The sequence below is a fragment of the Streptomyces sp. NPDC052016 genome (assembly GCF_044548445.1).
Lineage (GTDB): Bacteria > Actinomycetota > Actinomycetes > Streptomycetales > Streptomycetaceae > Streptomyces.
Window position 1 is genome coordinate 31,980 of the sequence record NZ_JBIUBX010000023.1, and the last position, 16,831, is coordinate 48,810.

The following is a 16,831-nucleotide window of genomic DNA, read 5'->3' on the forward strand; positions in this document are numbered from 1 at the left end:
GCGGCGCGGCACCCGGTGATCCCCGCCCAAACCTGCGACGCCCCGACCCAGGCGATTTCCACACGTGTGGGTGACGAAGCGTCCCACACTCGTGACGTAACGTCGCAGTCGTGATCGAGCCGCACGCCCCCGCCCCGCCCGGTGCCCCACCCCTCCGGCGCGGCCCCGCGCGGCTCCCCGTCCCGCCGGACACCGGGCGGCTGCTGGTCCTCGCGTGCGTCTTCGTCTGCGCGGCCTGCGGACTGGTGTACGAACTCGAACTCGTCGCCCTCGCCTCGTACTTGATGGGCGACTCGGTCACCCAGGCCTCCGTCGTGCTCTCCGTCATGGTCTTCGCGATGGGCATCGGCTCCCTCGTCGCCAAACGGCTGTGCCGTCTCGCCGCGGCCGGCTTCGCCGCCGTCGAGGTGGCCCTCGCGCTGGTGGGCGGCTGCAGCGCGCTGGTGCTGTACGCGGTGTTCGCCTGGACGGGCGACTGGGGCGGGCTGTGGGCGAGCGGCCCCCGGGTCCTGCTGGTCGCCTTCTCCCTCGCCATCGGCCTGCTCATCGGGGCCGAGGTCCCGCTGCTGATGGAGCTGATCCAGCGCATCCGCCGCCAGGACGCGGGTGGCGCGGTCGCCGACCTGTTCGCCGCCGACTACGTCGGCGCGCTCGTCGGCGGCCTGGCGTTCCCGTTCCTCCTGCTGCCGTTCTTCGGGCAGCTGACCAGCTCCCTGCTGACCGGCGCGGTCAACGTGATCGCGGGAGGCGCCCTGGTCCTGGGCCTGTTCCGCCGCGACCTCACCCGCCGGGCCCGCTGGCTCCTGCTGTGCGCCACCGTCACCGCGCTCGGCGTCCTCGCCTCCGCGGCCGTCCTCGTCGACGACTTCGAGCGGGCCGCCCGCGACGCGGTGTACGGCGACGACGTCCGCGTGGCCCTGCGGACCGCCGTGCAGGAGGTCGTCCTCACCGGCGGCACCCACGGCCGCCCCCTCGGGCTCTACCTCGACGGCCGGCTCCGCGGCGGCGGCCAGGACGAGCGCCGCTACCACAAGGCCCTGGTCCACCCCGCGATGAACGGCCCCCACACCCGGGTCCTGATCCTCGGCGGGGGCGACGGACTGGCCGCCCGCGAGGTCCTCACCCACCCGGGCGCCCACCACGTCGACGTCGTCGACCTCGACCGGGACCTGATCCACCTGGCCGGCACCGACCCGCCCCTGTCCCGCCTCAACGGCCACGCCTACGACGACCCCCGCGTCCACGTCACCGTCGCCGACGCCTTCGGCCTGCTGCGCGGGACCCCACCCGGCAGCTACGACGTGGTGATCGCCGACCTGCCCGACCCCGGCATCACCGCCAGCACGAAGCTGTACTCCCAGGAGTTCTACGGCCTGGCCCGCCGCGCCCTGCGCCCCGGCGGCCGGCTGGCCGTCCACGCCGGTCCGGTGGCCTCCCGCCCCCGCGTCTTCTGGACGGTCGAGACGACGATGCGCGCGGCGGGTCTGCACACGGCCTCCTACCGGATCGACGGCCGCGACCCGGACCCCACCACGGGCCTCGACGCCACCGACGACGCCTCCCGCACCCGTCGCGACTGGGGCTTCGTCCTCGCCGGCACGGCGACCCGGCCGGCCCTGACCCTGGACCACGGGGAACGGCCGCTGGGGCCGCCGGTGGCGGGGGTGCGGGCGTCGACGCTGGTCCATCCGCGCTACTGAGGGCGGAAGGGTACGCGCGAGGGCGCCGAGGCGGAACCAATCCAGGTTTCGGCGGGTGCTTTTCCGCAGGCCCTGGGTAGGCTCCGCTCTCATGGAGCATGAGGTGTTCGTTCCGGTTCCCGTCGAGCGGTTGCGGGCGGCCCTCGCCGAACCCGCGCAGGTGGCCCGGGCGGTCCCCGGACTCCAGCAGGACGCCGGCAGCGAACCCGTCGCGGGGCGGCTGAAGGTGCGCGTCGGCGGCCACACCATCACCTACCGGGGCACCCTGCGTGTCACCCCCCGCGAGGACGGCACGTACGCCGTGGAGGGCGACGCGGCCGAGGCGCGGGGGACGGGGTCGGTCAAGCTCGCGCTCACCGTGCGGCTCACCGCGGCCGACGGCGGCACGACGCTCGGCTTCGAGGGCTCGGCGCCGGCGGACGGCCGGATCACGGAACTGCCGGCGGACGCGGTGGACGGGGCGGTCGTACGGCTGCTGAACCGTTTCGCGGAGAACCTGGGCGCAGGGGCAGGCGCAGGTACAGCGGCGGGCGCAGGGGCGACGGCGGAGGCGGCCGGGGAAGAGGCCGCGCGGGCGGGGGCGGCGGAGCCCGCGGTCCCCGTCGAGGAGCCCCCCACCGTCCACGAGGCCGAGGTCCCCCCGCCGGGGCCCGACGACCTCGGCGACGTCGAGCACAGGGACGACGCCATGGAGGCGGACGAGGACCTCGACGTGCCGGGCGACGTGGACGTGTCGGAGGACGTCGACATGGAGGACGTCGACATGGAGGACGTCGACGTGGAGGACGTCGACGACTTCCCCTCCGCGGAACCCCCCGCCGAGGCCGCGCACGCCCGCCGCACCATGATCGGGCGCAGCGCGGAGGAGGTCGACCACGCCCCGCCCCGCGGCCGCTACGCGCCGGTCCCGGCCCCGCAGACCGTCGCCCCGAGCAGCACCCTGCGCTGGGCGGGCCCGGCGGCCGCGCTGGTGGTCGCGTCGGTGATCGTGGTGGGCCGGGCGCTGCGGCGCCGCCGGTGAACCCGACGTCCTCTTGATCGCCTCGGTAGGGTCGTCCCGTGAGCGACGAAGACATCACGCTGACCGCGGGCGACGCGGAGGTGACCGTGCAGCCCGGCAACGGCGGACGGGTCGGAGGGCTGCGCGTCGGCGGTGTGGAGCTGCTGCGGCAGGGTGAACGGTTCGGCTGCTTCCCCATGGTCCCCTGGTGCGGGCGGATCCGGGACGGCCGCTTCCGGGACGGGGCGACCGTCCACCAGATGCCCCTCAACGCCCCGCCGCACGCCATCCACGGCACCGTCCGCGACGGCGCCTGGCGGGTGGCCCGCAGCTCGGCGGACGAGGCGGTCCTGACGTACGACCTGGTGGAGCCCTGGCCCTACCCCGGACGGGTCACGCAGATCGTCGCGCTGAGCGAGGACGCCCTGACGCTCAGCATGGCGGTGGAGACGTACGGCTCGTCGTACCCGGCGCAGATCGGCTGGCACCCGTGGTTCAACCGCACGCTCGGCGGCGCGGACGTGCGGCTCGCCTTCGACCCGGCCTGGCAGGAGGAGCGCGGCGACGACCACCTGCCGACCGGCAACCGCGTCGAGCCGAAGCCGGGGCCCTGGGACGACTGCTTCGGCATGCCCGGCGGGGTCGACGTGACCCTCACCTGGCCGGGGCGGCTGGAGCTGAAGGTGACGAGCCCCGAGGAGTGGGTCGTCGTCTACGACGAGCAGGAGGCGGCCGTGTGCGTGGAGCCGCAGACCGGCCCGCCCGACGGCCTCAACACCCTCCCGCGCCTGGTCACGCCCCTGGAGCCGCTGGAGGCCACCACCACCTGGCGCTGGAGCCGCCTCTAAGCTGGTCGGCATGACGGACGTCAACGAAGTATCGCCGCAGGGCACACGCGGCGCGCTGCTGCAGCAGATCAAGGACAAGGCCGTGGTGCACGGCAAGGTGACCCTGTCGTCGGGTCTGGAGGCCGACTACTACGTCGACCTGCGCCGCATCACCCTCGACGGCGAGGCCGCCCCGCTGGTCGGCCAGGTGCTGCTGGATCTGACCGCGGAGCTGGACTTCGACGCCGTGGGCGGGCTGACCATGGGCGCCGACCCGGTCGCCGCGAGCATGCTGCACGCCGCAGCGGCGCGCGGCCGGAAGCTGGACGTTTTCGTCGTGCGCAAGGCGGCGAAGGCCCACGGGCTGCAGCGGCGGGTCGAGGGGCCGGACATCGCGGGCCGCCGCGTCCTGGTCGTCGAGGACACCTCCACCACCGGCGGTTCGCCGCTGACCGCCGTGGAGGCGGTGCGCGAGGCGGGCGCCGAGGTCGTCGCCGTCGCGACCATCGTGGACCGGGCGACCGGCGCCGCCGAGAAGATCCAGGAGGGTGCGGGTGTGCCGTACCTGTTCGCCTTCTCGAAGGATGAACTGGGTCTGGACTGACCGGCCCGTTTGACCTGGACTTGACCCCGGCGCGGATCAGGCATGGACCATCCGCGCATCTCTGGAAAGATGGGGACGACGATGACGTCGCACCCAAGGTCTAGGTCAGGGCCGTAATCACGCAGTACGCCAACCCGCACACTCAAGGAGCGGACGAATGCCCATCGCAACCCCCGAGGTCTACAACGAGATGCTCGACCGGGCGAAGGCAGGCAAGTTCGCCTACCCGGCCATCAACGTCACCTCGACCCAGACCCTGCACGCGGCTCTGCGCGGCTTCGCGGAGGCGGAGAGCGACGGCATCATCCAGATCTCCACGGGTGGCGCCGAGTTCCTGGGCGGCCAGTACAGCAAGGACATGGTGACGGGCGCGGTCGCCCTCGCGGAGTTCGCGCACATCGTCGCCGAGAAGTACCCGGTCACCGTCGCCCTGCACACCGACCACTGCCCGAAGGACAAGCTCGACGGGTACGTCCGTCCGCTGCTCGCGATCTCCGAGGAGCGCGTCAAGGCCGGCCGCAACCCGCTGTTCCAGTCCCACATGTGGGACGGCTCGGCGGAGACCCTCGCCGACAACCTGGAGATCGCGCAGGAGCTGCTCGCCCGCGCCGCCGCCGCGAAGATCATCCTCGAGGTCGAGATCACCCCGACCGGCGGCGAGGAGGACGGCGTCTCCCACGAGATCAACGACTCCCTGTACACGACCGTCGACGACGCCGTCCGCACCGCCGAGGCCCTCGGCCTGGGCGAGAAGGGCCGCTACCTGCTGGCCGCGTCCTTCGGCAACGTCCACGGCGTGTACAAGCCGGGCAACGTCGTCCTCCGTCCCGAGCTGCTGAAGGAGCTCAACGAGGGCGTCGCCGCCAAGTACGGCAAGCCGGCCGGCTCGCAGCCGTTCGACTTCGTCTTCCACGGCGGCTCCGGCTCCACGGAGGAGGAGATCGCGACCGCGCTGGAGAACGGCGTCGTCAAGATGAACATCGACACGGACACGCAGTACGCCTTCACGCGTCCCGTCGCCGACCACATGTTCAAGAACTACGACGGCGTCCTCAAGGTCGACGGCGAGGTCGGCTCCAAGAAGACCTACGACCCGCGGACCTGGGGCAAGCTGGCCGAGGCGAGCATGGCCGCGCGTGTCGTCGAGGCCACGCAGAACCTGCGCTCGGCCGGCACGAAGATCAAGTAGCGCCTTCCCGCGGGCGGCGCGTCGCCCGCGGTTCGCGGCGAGCCCGGTGCTTCGGCACCGGGCTCGCTGTATACCTGGGAGCATGCCCGACGTCCGGCTGGCCTCCCCGCAGGGCAGATGGATCCTGCTCACCACGGTCCTCGGCTCCAGCATGGCCATGCTGGACTCGACGGTCGTCAACGTCGCCCTCCCGCGCATCGGCCGTGACCTCAACGCGGGCCTCGCCGCCCTGCAGTGGACGGTCAACGCGTACATGGTCACGCTGGCCGGGCTGATCCTGCTGGGCGGCTCCCTCGGCGACCGCTACGGCCGGCGGAAGATCTTCGTGGTGGGGGTGGTGTGGTTCGCCGCGGCCTCCCTGCTGTGCGGGCTCGCGCCGAACGCCGAGGTGCTGGTGGCAGCGCGGGCGTTCCAGGGCGTCGGCGGGGCGCTCCTCACCCCCGGCTCCCTCGCCCTCATCCAGGCCTCCTTCCACCCCGACGACCGGGGGCGGGCCGTGGGCCTGTGGTCGGGTTTCGGGGGCGTCGGAGCTGCCGTGGGCCCGTTCGTGGGCGGCTGGCTGGTGGACGGGCCGGGCTGGCGGTGGGTGTTCCTGCTGAACGTGCCGCTGGCCGCGCTGTGCGTGCCCGTCGCCCTGCGGCACGTCCCGGAGTCGGACGCGGGGTCCTCCCGCGCGCGCGGAGCCGAGAGCGCGGAAGGACGCCCCCACGGAGGCTTCGACGTCCTCGGCGCGGTGCTGGCCGCGCTGTCGCTCGGCCTGGTGACGTACGCGCTGATCGAGGCGGGGAGGGGGGCGGTGGTCGTCGCGGTCGCGGCCGTGGGCGGCGTCGCCGCCGGCGCGGCCTTCCTGTACGTCGAGCGGCACAGGCCCGATCCGATGATGCCGCTGGACGTCTTCGCGTCCCGCCAGTTCACGGCCGTCAACCTGGTCACCCTGTGCGTGTACGCGGCCCTGGGAGGCTTCTTCTTCCTCTCGGCGGTCCAACTGCAGGTCGTCGCCGGTTACTCCGCGCTCGGCGCCGGTACGGCCCTGCTGCCGACGACCGTACTGATGCTGCTGCTGTCGGCGAGGTCCGGGGAACTGGCCGACCGCATCGGCCCGCGCATCCCCCTCACGGCCGGACCGCTCCTGTCCGCGGCCGGGATGCTGCTGATGCTCCGGGTCGGCCCGGACGCCTCCTACCCGGCCGACGTCCTGCCCGCCGTCCTGGTCCTCGGCGTCGGCCTGGTCACCCTGGTGGCCCCGCTGACCGCGACCGTCCTGGCCTCGGTGGACGTCGCCCGGGCCGGCCTGGCCAGCGGCATCAACAACGCGGCGGCCCGCGCGGCCGGACTGGTCGCCGTGGCCGCGCTGCCGGTGGTGACGGGGATGGGGGAGGAGGCGTACCGCTCGGCGACCGCGTTCGACGACGCGTTCGGGCGGGCGATGGTGGTGTGCGCGGTGCTGATGGTGGCGGGGGCGGCGATCGCCTTCGCGACGGTGCGGCCTCCGGGGCCGGAGTGCCGGCGCCCGGAGTGCAGGACCCACGGCAGCGTGACGGCTCCACCGCTGGAGGGCGTGCGAGCACGCCGCAATCTCGCGCCGGGGCCGCGACGGGATCCGGGCAAATTCCACGGGTGACATCGGGAGAGCGGGGATCTTGTGGTGCGGGGCTGTGGGGCTGCCTCCGCGACCGGCGGGGAGCTTGTGGTGCGGGGCTGGGGGGGTGCCTCCGCGACGGGCGGGGAGCTTGTGGTGCGGGGCTGTGGGGTTGCCTCCGCGACGGGCGGGGAGCTTGTGGTGCGGGGCTGTGGGGCTGCCTCCGCGACGGGCGGGGAGCTTGTGGTGGGGGGCTGTGGGGCTGCCTCCGCGACCGGCGGGGAGCTTGTGGTGCGGGGCTGTGGGGCTGCCCCGGCGACGGGTGCGGAGCTTGCGGTGCGGGGCCGCGAGGCTGCCCCGGCGAGAGCGCGTGCCGGGCAGTCGAACGGATCGCAGCGGGTGCGGGCGGTCGAACGGTCGCAGCGGGTGCGGGCGGTCGATGCCGGTGTCGTGCGGGCCCGACCGGTAACCGACCCGGCCCGCACCCCGTACCGCCGCGCATCCCCCAGACTGGACCCATGTCCATTCACGAAAACCTCCTCGGGGGTCCGCCCCCGACCCACCTCCCCGACGACCCGGAGCCCCGCGAGCTGCTCGCGAACGGCGCGGCCCCCGCCGACGTCGCCGCGAAGTACCCGACCTCCTCGCTCGCCTGGGCCCAGCTCGCCGACGACGCGTTCGAGCGGGGCAGCGTCGTGGAGTCGTACGCGTACGCCCGTACGGGCTACCACCGAGGCCTGGACGCCCTGCGCCGCAACGGCTGGAAGGGCCACGGCCCGGTCCCCTGGGAGCACGAGCCGAACCGCGGCTTCCTGCGCGCCCTGCACGCCCTGGCCCGCGCCGCGCAGGCGATCGGCGAGCAGGAGGAGCACGAGCGCTGCACGCAGTTCCTGAAGGACTCCTCTCCGACCGCGGCCCAGACGCTGGGCTAGCGCCGGAGCCGGGCCGTCCGTCCTCCCGGGACGTCCCGAAGTCCGGGCCCGCCTGATGTGATCAGGCGGGCCTTGCACTTTCGGGTGACGATACGGAGGATGCCGGTGGGGACCGGGGCCCCCGTGTCGGTAACGGCAGGGGCGGACCGCTACCCGGAGTACACAACAGGAGACAGCGATGTCCCATGAGGCTCGAGAGGCTCAGGAGCCCGAGGCCCCGCATCTCGACTTCCAGGGCACGACGCCGTACGAGGACTACGTCAAGGCGGACGTGCTCACCCACCTCCAGCAAACACTCTCCGACGATCCCGGAGAGATGGTCTTCCTGGTCACGACCCAGGTGATGGAGCTGTGGTTCACGGTCATCGTCCACGAGTGGGAGACCGCGGCGCAGGCCCTGCGCGAGGACCGGGTGCCGGTGGCGATCGCCGCGCTGAAGCGGTCGGTGCGGGAGCTGGAGGCGCTGAACGCCTCCTGGAAGCCGCTCGGCCAGCTCACGCCGGCCCAGTTCAACGCCTACCGCAGCGCCCTCGGCGAGGGCTCCGGCTTCCAGTCGGCGATGTACCGGCGGATGGAGTTCCTGCTCGGTGAGAAGTCCGCGTCCATGCTGGTCCCGCACCGCGGCGCGCCCCGCGTCCACGCCGAGCTGGAGAAGGCGCTGCACGAGCCGAGCCTGTACGACGAGGTGCTGCGGCTGCTGGCCCGCCGCGGGCACACGATCCCGGAGAGCGTCCTGAAGCGGGACGTCTCACGGCGGTACGAGCCGTCGCTGGAGGTGGAGGCGGCGTGGACCGCGCTCTACTCGGGTGACGAGAGCGACGAACTGGCCCGTCTGGGCGAGGCGTTGACGGACGTCGCCGAGCTGGTGTGGCGCTGGCGCAACGACCACCTCGTCGCCACCCGCCGCGCGATGGGCGCGAAGACGGGCACCGGCGGCTCCGCCGGGGTGGCCTGGCTGGAGAAGCGTGCGCGCAAGAACGTCTTCCCGGAGCTGTGGACGGCGAGGTCCCATGTCTGACCTCGCATTCAAGGCACGTGAGCTGGACGCCGGCGACCAGCTGTCTTCGAAGCGCGCGGAGTTCGTGCTGGACGAGGTCGTCTACCTCGACGGCAACTCGCTCGGCGCGCTGCCGTCCGCCGTTCCCGCACGGGTGGCGGACGTGGTCGGCCGCCAGTGGGGCGAGCTGCGCATCCGCTCCTGGGAGGAGAGCGGCTGGTGGACGGCGCCGGAGCGGATCGGCGACCGGATCGCCCCGCTGGTGGGCGCCGGCGCCGGGCAGGTCGTCGTGGGCGACTCCACCAGCGTCAACGTCTTCAAGGCACTCGTGGGAGCGGTGCGGCTGGCGGGGGACGGACGGGACGAGATCCTCGTCGACGCGACCACCTTCCCGACCGACGGGTACATAGCCGAGTCGGCGGCCAGGCTGACCGGACGCACGCTGCGCGCCGTGACCCCGGCGGAGGTGCCGGCCGCCCTGTCGGACCGTACGGCCGCGGTGCTGCTGAACCACGTCGACTACCGCACCGGCCGGCTGCACGACCTGCCGGGGCTGACCGCCGCCGTGCACGCGACCGGCGCGATCGCCGTCTGGGACCTGTGCCACAGCGCGGGCGCCCTGCCCGTGGGTCTCGACGAGCACGGCGTGGACCTCGCGGTCGGCTGCACCTACAAGTACCTGAACGGCGGCCCCGGTTCACCGGCGTACCTGTACGTCCGGCGCGACCTCCAGGACCGCTTCGACTCCCCGCTCCCCGGCTGGAACTCGCACGCCGAGCCCTTCGGCATGCGGAGCGAGTACGAGCCCGCCCCGGGCGCCCTGCGCGGCCGCGTCGGCACGCCCGACATCCTGTCGATGCTCGCCCTGGAAGCCGCACTCGACGTCTGGGAAGGCGTGGCGATCGAGGCCGTCCGCGCGAAGTCCCTGGCCCTGACGGACCTCTTCCTGGAGTGCGTCGGGGAGTACGTCCCCGCGGGCCGCGTCGAGTCCCTGACACCGCTCACCCATGCCGAACGGGGAAGCCAGGTGGCCCTCCGGTGTGACGACGCGGGAGACGTCATGAAGTCCCTGATCGCGCGGGGCGTCGTCGGCGACTTCCGCCACCCGGACGTCCTCCGCTTCGGCTTCACCCCGCTGTACGTGGGCTTCGCGGACGTGGAACGGGCGGCGCGGGTGCTCGGGGAGGTGACGGGCGGGGCCGCCCCGGCGCACGGGCGCTGAGTACGGACGCCGGACCCCCGCCGCGGCAGCGAAGCGGGCCGCCTGAGCGGCCCGCTTCGTGGTGGCCCGGCCGGCGTCTCCTCGGCCGGCCTCTCGTCGGCCGGCACCTCCGTGGCCGGTTCCTCCCCGGCCGCCTGAGCGCGGCCGCGCGGTCACGGGCGGTGCGCTCACCCTGGCACGTTCGGTGTGCTCACCCGGTCACGGGCGGTGCGCTCACCCTGGCACGTTCGGTGTGCCCACCCGGACACGTATGGTGCGCTCACCCGGACGTAAGGTGCCGGGCCCGGTGGACATAACGGGCTCCCCGGGGCACACCTCGACGCACGTACGGGCGACTGACGGACCACGACGTGCGGCCTGGCGAAGCTGTGAAGCCGATTCCCCTCACCGAGCGTGACATCCCCGTGTCCGCGCACGTCACGGGCCTGATACCGTCCCCGCCAACGGCCGAATCCCCACCTGGTCCGCCACCCGTCCCGTCCAAACACGTTTCGTTGCTGAGAGGTTGGAGCATGCCGGACGACGTCGTCGCAGCCCGGGCCGCCGCCGAAGAGGAGTCGGCCTTCTCGCACCCGGCGGTCGACCCCGACGCCACCGCCGCCTACGGCGACCACCCCGACCAGGTGATCGACTTCTACGCACCGCGGGAAGCGGCGGGAGCGGGCGCTCCGGGCGGCTCGGTCCCGCTGGTCGTCGTCCTGCACGGGGGTGCCTGGCGGGCGCCGTACGACCGACGGCACGTGACCCCGTTCGCGGACTTCCTGGCGCGGCGGGGGTTCGCCGTGGCCAACGTGGAGTACCGCCGCGGGGCCGAGAGCGGGCCGCCCGGGCCGGCGCCGGTCGCCGGCCGCTGGCCGGACACCTTCGACGACGTCGCCGCCGCCCTGGACGCCCTCCCCGCTCTCGCACGCGAGGCCCTGCCGCAGGCCGACGCGCGCCGCACGGTGCTCACCGGCCACTCGGCGGGCGGGCACCTCGCCCTGTGGGCCGCGGCCCGGCACGTGCTGCCCGCCGACGCGCCCTGGCGCACCGACGGTCCCGCCCCGCTGCGGGGCGTCGTCGCGCTCGCCCCGATCGCGGACTTCGAGGTCGCAGAGAAGCTGGACGTGTGCGCGGGCGCCTCCCGCCAACTCCTGGGCGGCGACGAGCACTTCGCGGAACGGCGGCCGTACGCCGACCCCGCGCTCCTGCTGCCCACCGGCATCGCCACGACCCTCGTCCAGGGCCGGACCGACCTCGTCGTCCCGCAGGCGGTCGCCGAGGCGTACGCGGATGCGGCGGCGAAGGCGGGTGAGGTGGTGGGGTTGACGCTGCTGGAGGACGTCGGTCACTTCCCGCTGATCGATCCGGCGGCGGACGCGTGCGCGGTGGTGGCGGAGGAGATCGCGCAGCTGGCGTGGTGAGGTGAGGACGCCGGCGGGCCGTCCCAGGGCTGCTGACGGGGTCGCACCTGTGGGCGCGGCGGGGCCGCATGTGTGGGCGCGGCGGGGCCGCATGTGTGGGCGCGGCCGGGCCGCATCTACGCGGCGGGGCCGCAACTATGGGCACGAGTGGGTCGCATTCATGGGCCCGCGTGGTGCTGTGGGCGTGCGGGCGGTGCCGTTACCCGTAGGTGCGGGTGGAGGCGTGCCCGTAAGGCCATACCCGTAGTACCTGAGAGCTACGTGCGAGGACAGCTCTTCGGCGGGACGCGAACGACGACCGCTGATCCGTAACTTCCCTTCCAGTGGCGCCCGAAGGCCGGGCGGACCGGACGGGGGAGGGCGGGCGATGGGGGGCGGCGCGGGGAGCGGCGGTCGGGGACGGCGAAGCCGCGAAGGGGGAACGGACCGGGGTGGGCGGTGGTTCCGCTGCGCTGACGGGGTCCGCCTACGGCGTGGGGCGGCGCGTGGGGTGGTGTCCCGCGCCGGGGTGTCTCTGCGCCGTGTGATCCGCGCGCTCCTCGCCGTCCTCGTCACCGCGGCCGTGGCCGTGCCGCTCACGGCCGCCGCCCGCCCGGGCATCCCCGCGCCGGCCCCCGCCGCCCTTCCGCCGGTGACGGCGACGACGCTGGAGCAGGCGTACGCGGCGAACCGGGCCAACGCCGAACTGGCCGCCCGGATGGCGGCGGCCCACGGGGACGCGCACCGCGCGACGGCCGACCGCGAACTGGCGGCGCCCTCCCGCAAACTCCTCTCCTTCGACGGCCGTGGCGCCGGCCGCGTGACGGAGGTCTTCGGAGACCTCGCCCGCGCCGACCGGGTAGCGGTCCTCGTACCCGGCTCCGACACCTCACTGGACACCTACGAGCGGTTCCACGAGGCCGCGGCCTCCCTGCACCGACGGCTCGCCCGGCAGGCTCCCGCGGGCACGTCCACCGCGGTGCTCGCATGGCTCGGCTACACCACGCCGGGCACGGTCAGCGCCACGGTGGTCACCAGGGACCGCGCCGACGAAGCCGCCCCGTCCCTACGGGAGTTCCTGCGCGGGCTGCGTGTCCTCGCGGGCCCCGACACCCGGGTCACCCTCCTGTGCCACTCCTACGGCTCGGTGGTGTGCGGCCGCGCCGCGGACGGCCTCGACGTGGAGGACCTGGTCCTCGTCGGCAGCCCAGGCACGGGGGCCGACTCGGCGGCCGGGCTGCGCACCCGTGCGCGGGTCTGGGCGGCCCGGGGCGCCGACGACTGGGTGGCCGAGGTTCCGCACGTCAGCGTCGACCTCTTCGGTACGACGGTCGGCTTCGGCACCGACCCGGTCTCCCCCTCCTTCGGCGCCCGGGTCTTCACCGCCGGCGACGGCGGCCACAGCGACTACTTCCGCCCGGGCTCGGTCTCCCTGGCCAACCTCAGCCGGATCGTCCTGGGCGAGACAGGGGAGGTCACCCGTGCTTGACAGGCCCGTACCGGCGGCCGGTTCCGGAGCCGGGACCGCGGAGAACCCGCCCGCGGGCCGGAAGCCCCGCCCGACGCCCCGCCCCCGAGCCGCAGCCGCGGTCCGCGCCGCACGAACCGTCCTGCACCGGGCGGCCCACCGCGTCGACACGGCGACGCCCACCACCCGAGACCGGGCCGTGGACGCCCTGAGAGCCATCGCGATCCTCGGCGTCGTGCTCGGCCACTGGCTGGTCACCGCCCTCGTCGCGGACGGCGGGACGCTCCGCACGGCGAGCCCCCTGGCACACATGCCCTGGCTGGCCCCGGTGTCCTGGACGTTCCAGACACTCGCGGTGTTCTTCATGGTGGGCGGCCATGTGGCGACGAAGAGCCACGCCTCGGCCCGCGCAAGGGGCGGTACGTACCGTGCCTGGCTCCGGGCGCGTCTGTCCCGGCTGTTCAAACCGGTGGCGGCGCTCCTCACCCTGTGGACGGCGGCCGCGCTCTGCCTCCTCCTCGGCGGGGCCTCCTTCGTCACCGTGCACACGCTGGTCAAGCTCGCGCTGTCCCCGCTGTGGTTCCTGCTGGTGTTCGCCGTCCTGACGGCGGCGACCCCGCTGCTGGCCCGCCTCAGCCCCCTGTGGCCGCTGGCCGTCGTCCTGCACGTGGACCTGGTCCGCTTCGGCCTCGGCGGACCCTCCTGGCTGGGCTGGGTGAACCTGGCGGCGGGCTGGCTGGTGCCGTACACCCTGGGCGCGGCCTGGACGCGCGGAGAGTTGGAGCGCCCGCGCGCGGGCTGGGTCCTGCTCACCGGCGGGGCGGTGGCGACCGCCGTGCTGGTCATGTGGGCGGGCTATCCGGCGTCCATGGTGGGGGTGCCCGGCGAAGCGGTCTCCAACCTCAACCCGCCGACGCTCGCCGCCGTCACCTTCGGCCTCGCCCAGTGCGGCGCTGCCCTGCTGCTGCGCGGCCGACTGCGCGAGGTGATGCGGCACCCACTGACCTGGGCGGCGGTGGCGCTGGTGAACCTCTCCGCGATGACGGTCTTCCTCTGGCACCAGACGGCCCTGATGGCGACCACCGCGACAGGCCTCCTCGCGGGCCGCCTGCCCGGCCTCCACTCGGTGCCCGACGGGCTGGGCTGGGTGGCGGCCCGCCTGCTCTGGCTGCCGGTGCTCGCGCTGGCGCTGGCGGTGTGCTGGGTGGCCTTCCGGACCTACGAACAGGGTTCCCGCCGTCCCGGCGTCCCCCGGTCCCGGGTGGTCCGCGTCCACCGACGTTCCGAAACGGCGGGAGCCAAGGCGGCCCGCGATGCCTAGGGTTGGGCCTGTGACCGGCGAGGAGACGCGTACCCCACCCCACCCCGCCGACCCGGCGCCCGCCCCCGTCCCACGGCGCCGCTTCCACCGTGCCCGTGCAGCAGGCGGCGGCCGCTCTCAGGGTGCCCCGCCCTGGCGCGGACTCCGCTGGCTGCGCGTGCCGGGATACGTGGTGCTGTGCTGGATCGCCCTCGGCATCTCACTGGCCGGTACAGAGCAGATGGGTCGCTACGCCGTCGACACGGAGCTGGCGGTGCTGACCGCGTTCGCGCAGGGCGCGGCCGTCATCCTGGCCCTGTGGCGGCCGGTTCCCGCGTGGGCGCTGTCCCTGGCCGGCACCGCCGTCGCCGCGGTGGCCGCCCGACCCAGCCTGCAGGGCCATCCGCTCCCGGGTCCCGCCTGGCCCTGGAACGCCTCCGAAGTCCTCGCCCACTCCATCGTGTTCCTGTTCCTGGCGCTCCGCGTGCACCCCCGGGTGTCCTTCGCCGTTCTGGCCGGCACCGGCGTGACGACCTGGGTGGTCCAGGGACTGATCGGCGGGGCGACCTACACCTCGACCGGTGTCACGTCCGTCGCGATCTTCGGGGCGGTCGTTCTCGTCGGCTCCGCCTTCCGCGGTCTCGGCGAGGCCCGCACGCAGCTCGTCGAGCAGGAGACGATCACCGCGGAGGAGCGTGCCCGCCGCACCCTGCTCGAGGAGCGCAACCGCATCGCCCGCGAACTGCACGACGTGGTCGCCCACCACATGTCGGTGATCTCCATCCAGGCGCAGGTGGCGCCGCACCTCGTGGACAACCCGTCCGAGGAGCTGAAGGAGAACCTCTCCGGCATCCGCCAGAACGCCCTGGAAGCCCTCACCGAACTGCGCCGGGTGCTCGGCGTGCTGCGTTCCGAGAACCCCGAGGACCCCTACGGCCTCGGCGCGGCCGGCACCGGCACAGCCCCCGACACCCCGCAGCCCACCCTCGACCGCCTGGACGCCCTCGTCGACAACACCCGCGCCGCCGGACTGGATGTCGTCACCGAGGTCCACGGCGAGGCGCGCGGATACCCGCCGGGCATGGAGCTGTCGGCCTACCGGATAGTGCAGGAGGCGCTGAGCAACGCCCTGCGGCACGCGCCCGGTTCCCGGGTCCGCGTCGCCCTCACCCACGACCCGCGCGGACTGCACCTGGAGGTCACCAACTCCCGCCCGGCCGGGCCCGTGCGGCCCTCCCCGGGCGCCGGCCACGGACTGTTGGGCATGCGCGAGCGGGTCGCGATGCTGGGCGGTCACGTCACCGCGCACCCGACGCTGCACGGGGGCTTCACGGTCTCGGCGTTCCTCCCCGGCGACGGCGCCACGACCCCGCCCGACGACGACCCCGGCACTCCCGAAGACCTCGAGCTGATCTTCCCGGACGACCCGCTCCCGACGACGGGGGCAACCCCGGGCACGGGCGTCACCACGACTGGCGTCACCACGGCGGGCGTCCCCACGGTGGGCGTCACCGCGGTGGGCGTCACCGCGGCGGGAGAACTCCCGCCGGGAGGAAGGCCGGCGGGAGACCCCCCGTCGGGAGAAAAACCGGCGGGGAGGAGCCCGACCGGAAGGGCCACGACGGACGAAGCCTCGCCCACGACCGAAGAAGGAACCCCATGACGAGCGGCACCATCCGCGTACTGATCGCCGACGACCAGCAGATGGTCCGTCAGGGCTTCACCGTGCTGCTCAACGCCCACCCGGGCATCGAGGTCGTCGGGCAGGCCGTCGACGGCCTCGACGCCGTCGTCCAGGTCGCCGAACTCTCCCCGGACGTCGTCCTGATGGACATCCGGATGCCCGAACTGGGCGGCATCGAGGCCACCCGCCGCATCACCGCCGCGACCCCGCACATCAAGGTGCTCGTCCTCACCACCTTCGACCTCGACGAGTACGTGTACGAGGCGCTGCGCGCCGGGGCGTCGGGGTTCCTGCTGAAGGACGCCTCCGCCGACCAGCTCGCGGAGGCGGTGCGGGTCGTGGCGGCCGGCGACGCCCTGCTCGCGCCCGGCATCACCCGCAAGCTGATCGCCGAGTTCTCCCGGCTGAACGGCACGCCTCGCGCCCCGCTGAAGGAGCGGGTGGGCGACCTCACCGAACGCGAGACGGAGGTCCTCACGCTGATCGCGCAGGGCCTGTCCAACGCGGAGATCGCCCGCCACCTCGTCGTCGCCGAGCAGACCGTGAAAACGCATGTGGGCCGCATCCTGGTGAAACTCGGCCTGAGGGACCGCACCCAGGCGGCCGTGTTCGCCTACGAGTCGGGACTGGTGAGACCGTCCGGGTATTGAACCGCCGCCCGATCCGGGTCCGGAGACCGTTCACGGAAGCCCGCGGAGCCCCGCGGCGGCCTGCAGCCCCCGTGGTGGCGGCCTGCAGCCCCGTGATGGCGGCCTGCAGTCACCGCGCGGTGATCCGCAACCGCCCGGCGCTGGTCCGCAACCGGGACGCTGGTCCGCAACCGTCCCGCGCGGTGATCCGCAACCGCCCGGCGCTGGTCCGCAACCGTCCCGCGCTGCTCCTCAACCGCCCGGCGCTGGTCCGCAACCGGGACGCTGGTCCGCAACCGTCCCGCGCGGTGATCCGCA

Annotated in this window: 14 protein-coding genes; all 14 read left to right on the top strand. The window is 74.0% G+C overall.

Translation table 11 applies throughout. The annotated features are described in order from the left end of the window. Positions 1–110: 110 nt before the first annotated feature. The 14 genes from ACIHAR_RS26775 (at position 111) to ACIHAR_RS26840 (ending at position 16,534) form a co-directional block, all read left to right on the top strand. Positions 111–1,700: a polyamine aminopropyltransferase gene (locus tag ACIHAR_RS26775; RefSeq protein ID WP_365468647.1), complete on the top strand. Its 1,590-nt coding sequence runs from the start codon at positions 111–113 to the stop codon at positions 1,698–1,700. Positions 1,701–1,791: 91 nt separating this feature from the next. After that, positions 1,792–2,721, top strand: coding sequence for an SRPBCC family protein (locus tag ACIHAR_RS26780; RefSeq protein ID WP_400022302.1), 930 nt, complete (start codon positions 1,792–1,794; stop codon positions 2,719–2,721). A gap of 38 nt (positions 2,722–2,759) precedes the next feature. Further along, positions 2,760–3,548, top strand: a complete 789-nt coding sequence (locus tag ACIHAR_RS26785) for an aldose 1-epimerase (protein WP_365468653.1) — start codon at positions 2,760–2,762, stop codon at positions 3,546–3,548. 10 nt (positions 3,549–3,558) lie between these two features. Next, on the top strand, positions 3,559–4,131 hold the full coding sequence (gene pyrE / locus ACIHAR_RS26790; RefSeq protein WP_400022303.1) for an orotate phosphoribosyltransferase: 573 nt from the start codon (positions 3,559–3,561) through the stop codon (positions 4,129–4,131). A gap of 157 nt (positions 4,132–4,288) precedes the next feature. Then, a complete protein-coding gene (gene fbaA, locus ACIHAR_RS26795) occupies positions 4,289–5,320 on the top strand; it encodes a class II fructose-bisphosphate aldolase (protein WP_365468659.1) in 1,032 nt (343 codons plus the stop codon). 82 nt (positions 5,321–5,402) lie between these two features. Further along, the gene (locus tag ACIHAR_RS26800; RefSeq protein ID WP_400022304.1) at positions 5,403–6,941 is read left to right on the top strand and encodes an MFS transporter; all 1,539 of its coding nucleotides are present in this window, start codon (positions 5,403–5,405) and stop codon (positions 6,939–6,941) included. Positions 6,942–7,417: 476 nt separating this feature from the next. Continuing rightward, positions 7,418–7,831: a DUF3151 domain-containing protein gene (locus ACIHAR_RS26805; protein WP_365468665.1), complete on the top strand. Its 414-nt coding sequence runs from the start codon at positions 7,418–7,420 to the stop codon at positions 7,829–7,831. 178 nt (positions 7,832–8,009) lie between these two features. Next, a complete protein-coding gene (locus ACIHAR_RS26810; RefSeq protein WP_400022305.1) occupies positions 8,010–8,849 on the top strand; it encodes a tryptophan 2,3-dioxygenase family protein in 840 nt (279 codons plus the stop codon). Next, positions 8,842–10,050, top strand: a complete 1,209-nt coding sequence (gene kynU, locus ACIHAR_RS26815; RefSeq protein ID WP_400022306.1) for a kynureninase — start codon at positions 8,842–8,844, stop codon at positions 10,048–10,050. The genes ACIHAR_RS26810 and kynU overlap by 8 nt, the downstream gene beginning before the upstream one ends. Before the next feature lie 512 nt (positions 10,051–10,562). Then, positions 10,563–11,453 carry an alpha/beta hydrolase gene (locus ACIHAR_RS26820; protein WP_365468674.1) on the top strand — a complete coding sequence of 297 codons (891 nt, stop codon included), beginning with the start codon at positions 10,563–10,565 and terminating at the stop codon, positions 11,451–11,453. 508 nt (positions 11,454–11,961) lie between these two features. Continuing rightward, positions 11,962–12,921, top strand: coding sequence for an alpha/beta hydrolase (locus ACIHAR_RS26825; RefSeq protein WP_400022307.1), 960 nt, complete (start codon positions 11,962–11,964; stop codon positions 12,919–12,921). Positions 12,922–13,042: 121 nt separating this feature from the next. Then, positions 13,043–14,221 (top strand): acyltransferase, encoded by a 1,179-nt coding sequence (locus ACIHAR_RS26830; protein ID WP_400022369.1) that lies wholly within the window; start codon positions 13,043–13,045, stop codon positions 14,219–14,221. Between the two features lie 10 nt (positions 14,222–14,231). Further along, entirely contained in the window at positions 14,232–15,863 is a 1,632-nt protein-coding gene (locus tag ACIHAR_RS26835) for a sensor histidine kinase (RefSeq protein ID WP_400022308.1), read from the top strand. Beyond that, the gene (locus ACIHAR_RS26840) at positions 15,860–16,534 is read left to right on the top strand and encodes a response regulator (protein ID WP_400022309.1); all 675 of its coding nucleotides are present in this window, start codon (positions 15,860–15,862) and stop codon (positions 16,532–16,534) included. Before ACIHAR_RS26835 ends, ACIHAR_RS26840 begins: the two co-directional genes overlap by 4 nt. The last annotated feature ends 297 nt before the right edge of the window (positions 16,535–16,831 follow it).

Bases quoted from the DNA above. Each gene is read 5' to 3' on its own strand.
- ACIHAR_RS26780 (WP_400022302.1), top strand. From the start codon at position 1,792: ATGGAGCATGAGGTGTTCGTTCCGGTTCCCGTCGAGCGGTTGCGGGCG.
- pyrE (WP_400022303.1), top strand. From the start codon at position 3,559: ATGACGGACGTCAACGAAGTATCGCCGCAGGGCACACGCGGCGCGCTG.
- fbaA (WP_365468659.1), top strand. From the start codon at position 4,289: ATGCCCATCGCAACCCCCGAGGTCTACAACGAGATGCTCGACCGGGCG.
- ACIHAR_RS26800 (WP_400022304.1), top strand. From the start codon at position 5,403: ATGCCCGACGTCCGGCTGGCCTCCCCGCAGGGCAGATGGATCCTGCTC.
- ACIHAR_RS26805 (WP_365468665.1), top strand. From the start codon at position 7,418: ATGTCCATTCACGAAAACCTCCTCGGGGGTCCGCCCCCGACCCACCTC.
- ACIHAR_RS26810 (WP_400022305.1), top strand. From the start codon at position 8,010: ATGTCCCATGAGGCTCGAGAGGCTCAGGAGCCCGAGGCCCCGCATCTC.
- kynU (WP_400022306.1), top strand. From the start codon at position 8,842: ATGTCTGACCTCGCATTCAAGGCACGTGAGCTGGACGCCGGCGACCAG.
- ACIHAR_RS26820 (WP_365468674.1), top strand. From the start codon at position 10,563: ATGCCGGACGACGTCGTCGCAGCCCGGGCCGCCGCCGAAGAGGAGTCG.
- ACIHAR_RS26840 (WP_400022309.1), top strand. From the start codon at position 15,860: ATGACGAGCGGCACCATCCGCGTACTGATCGCCGACGACCAGCAGATG.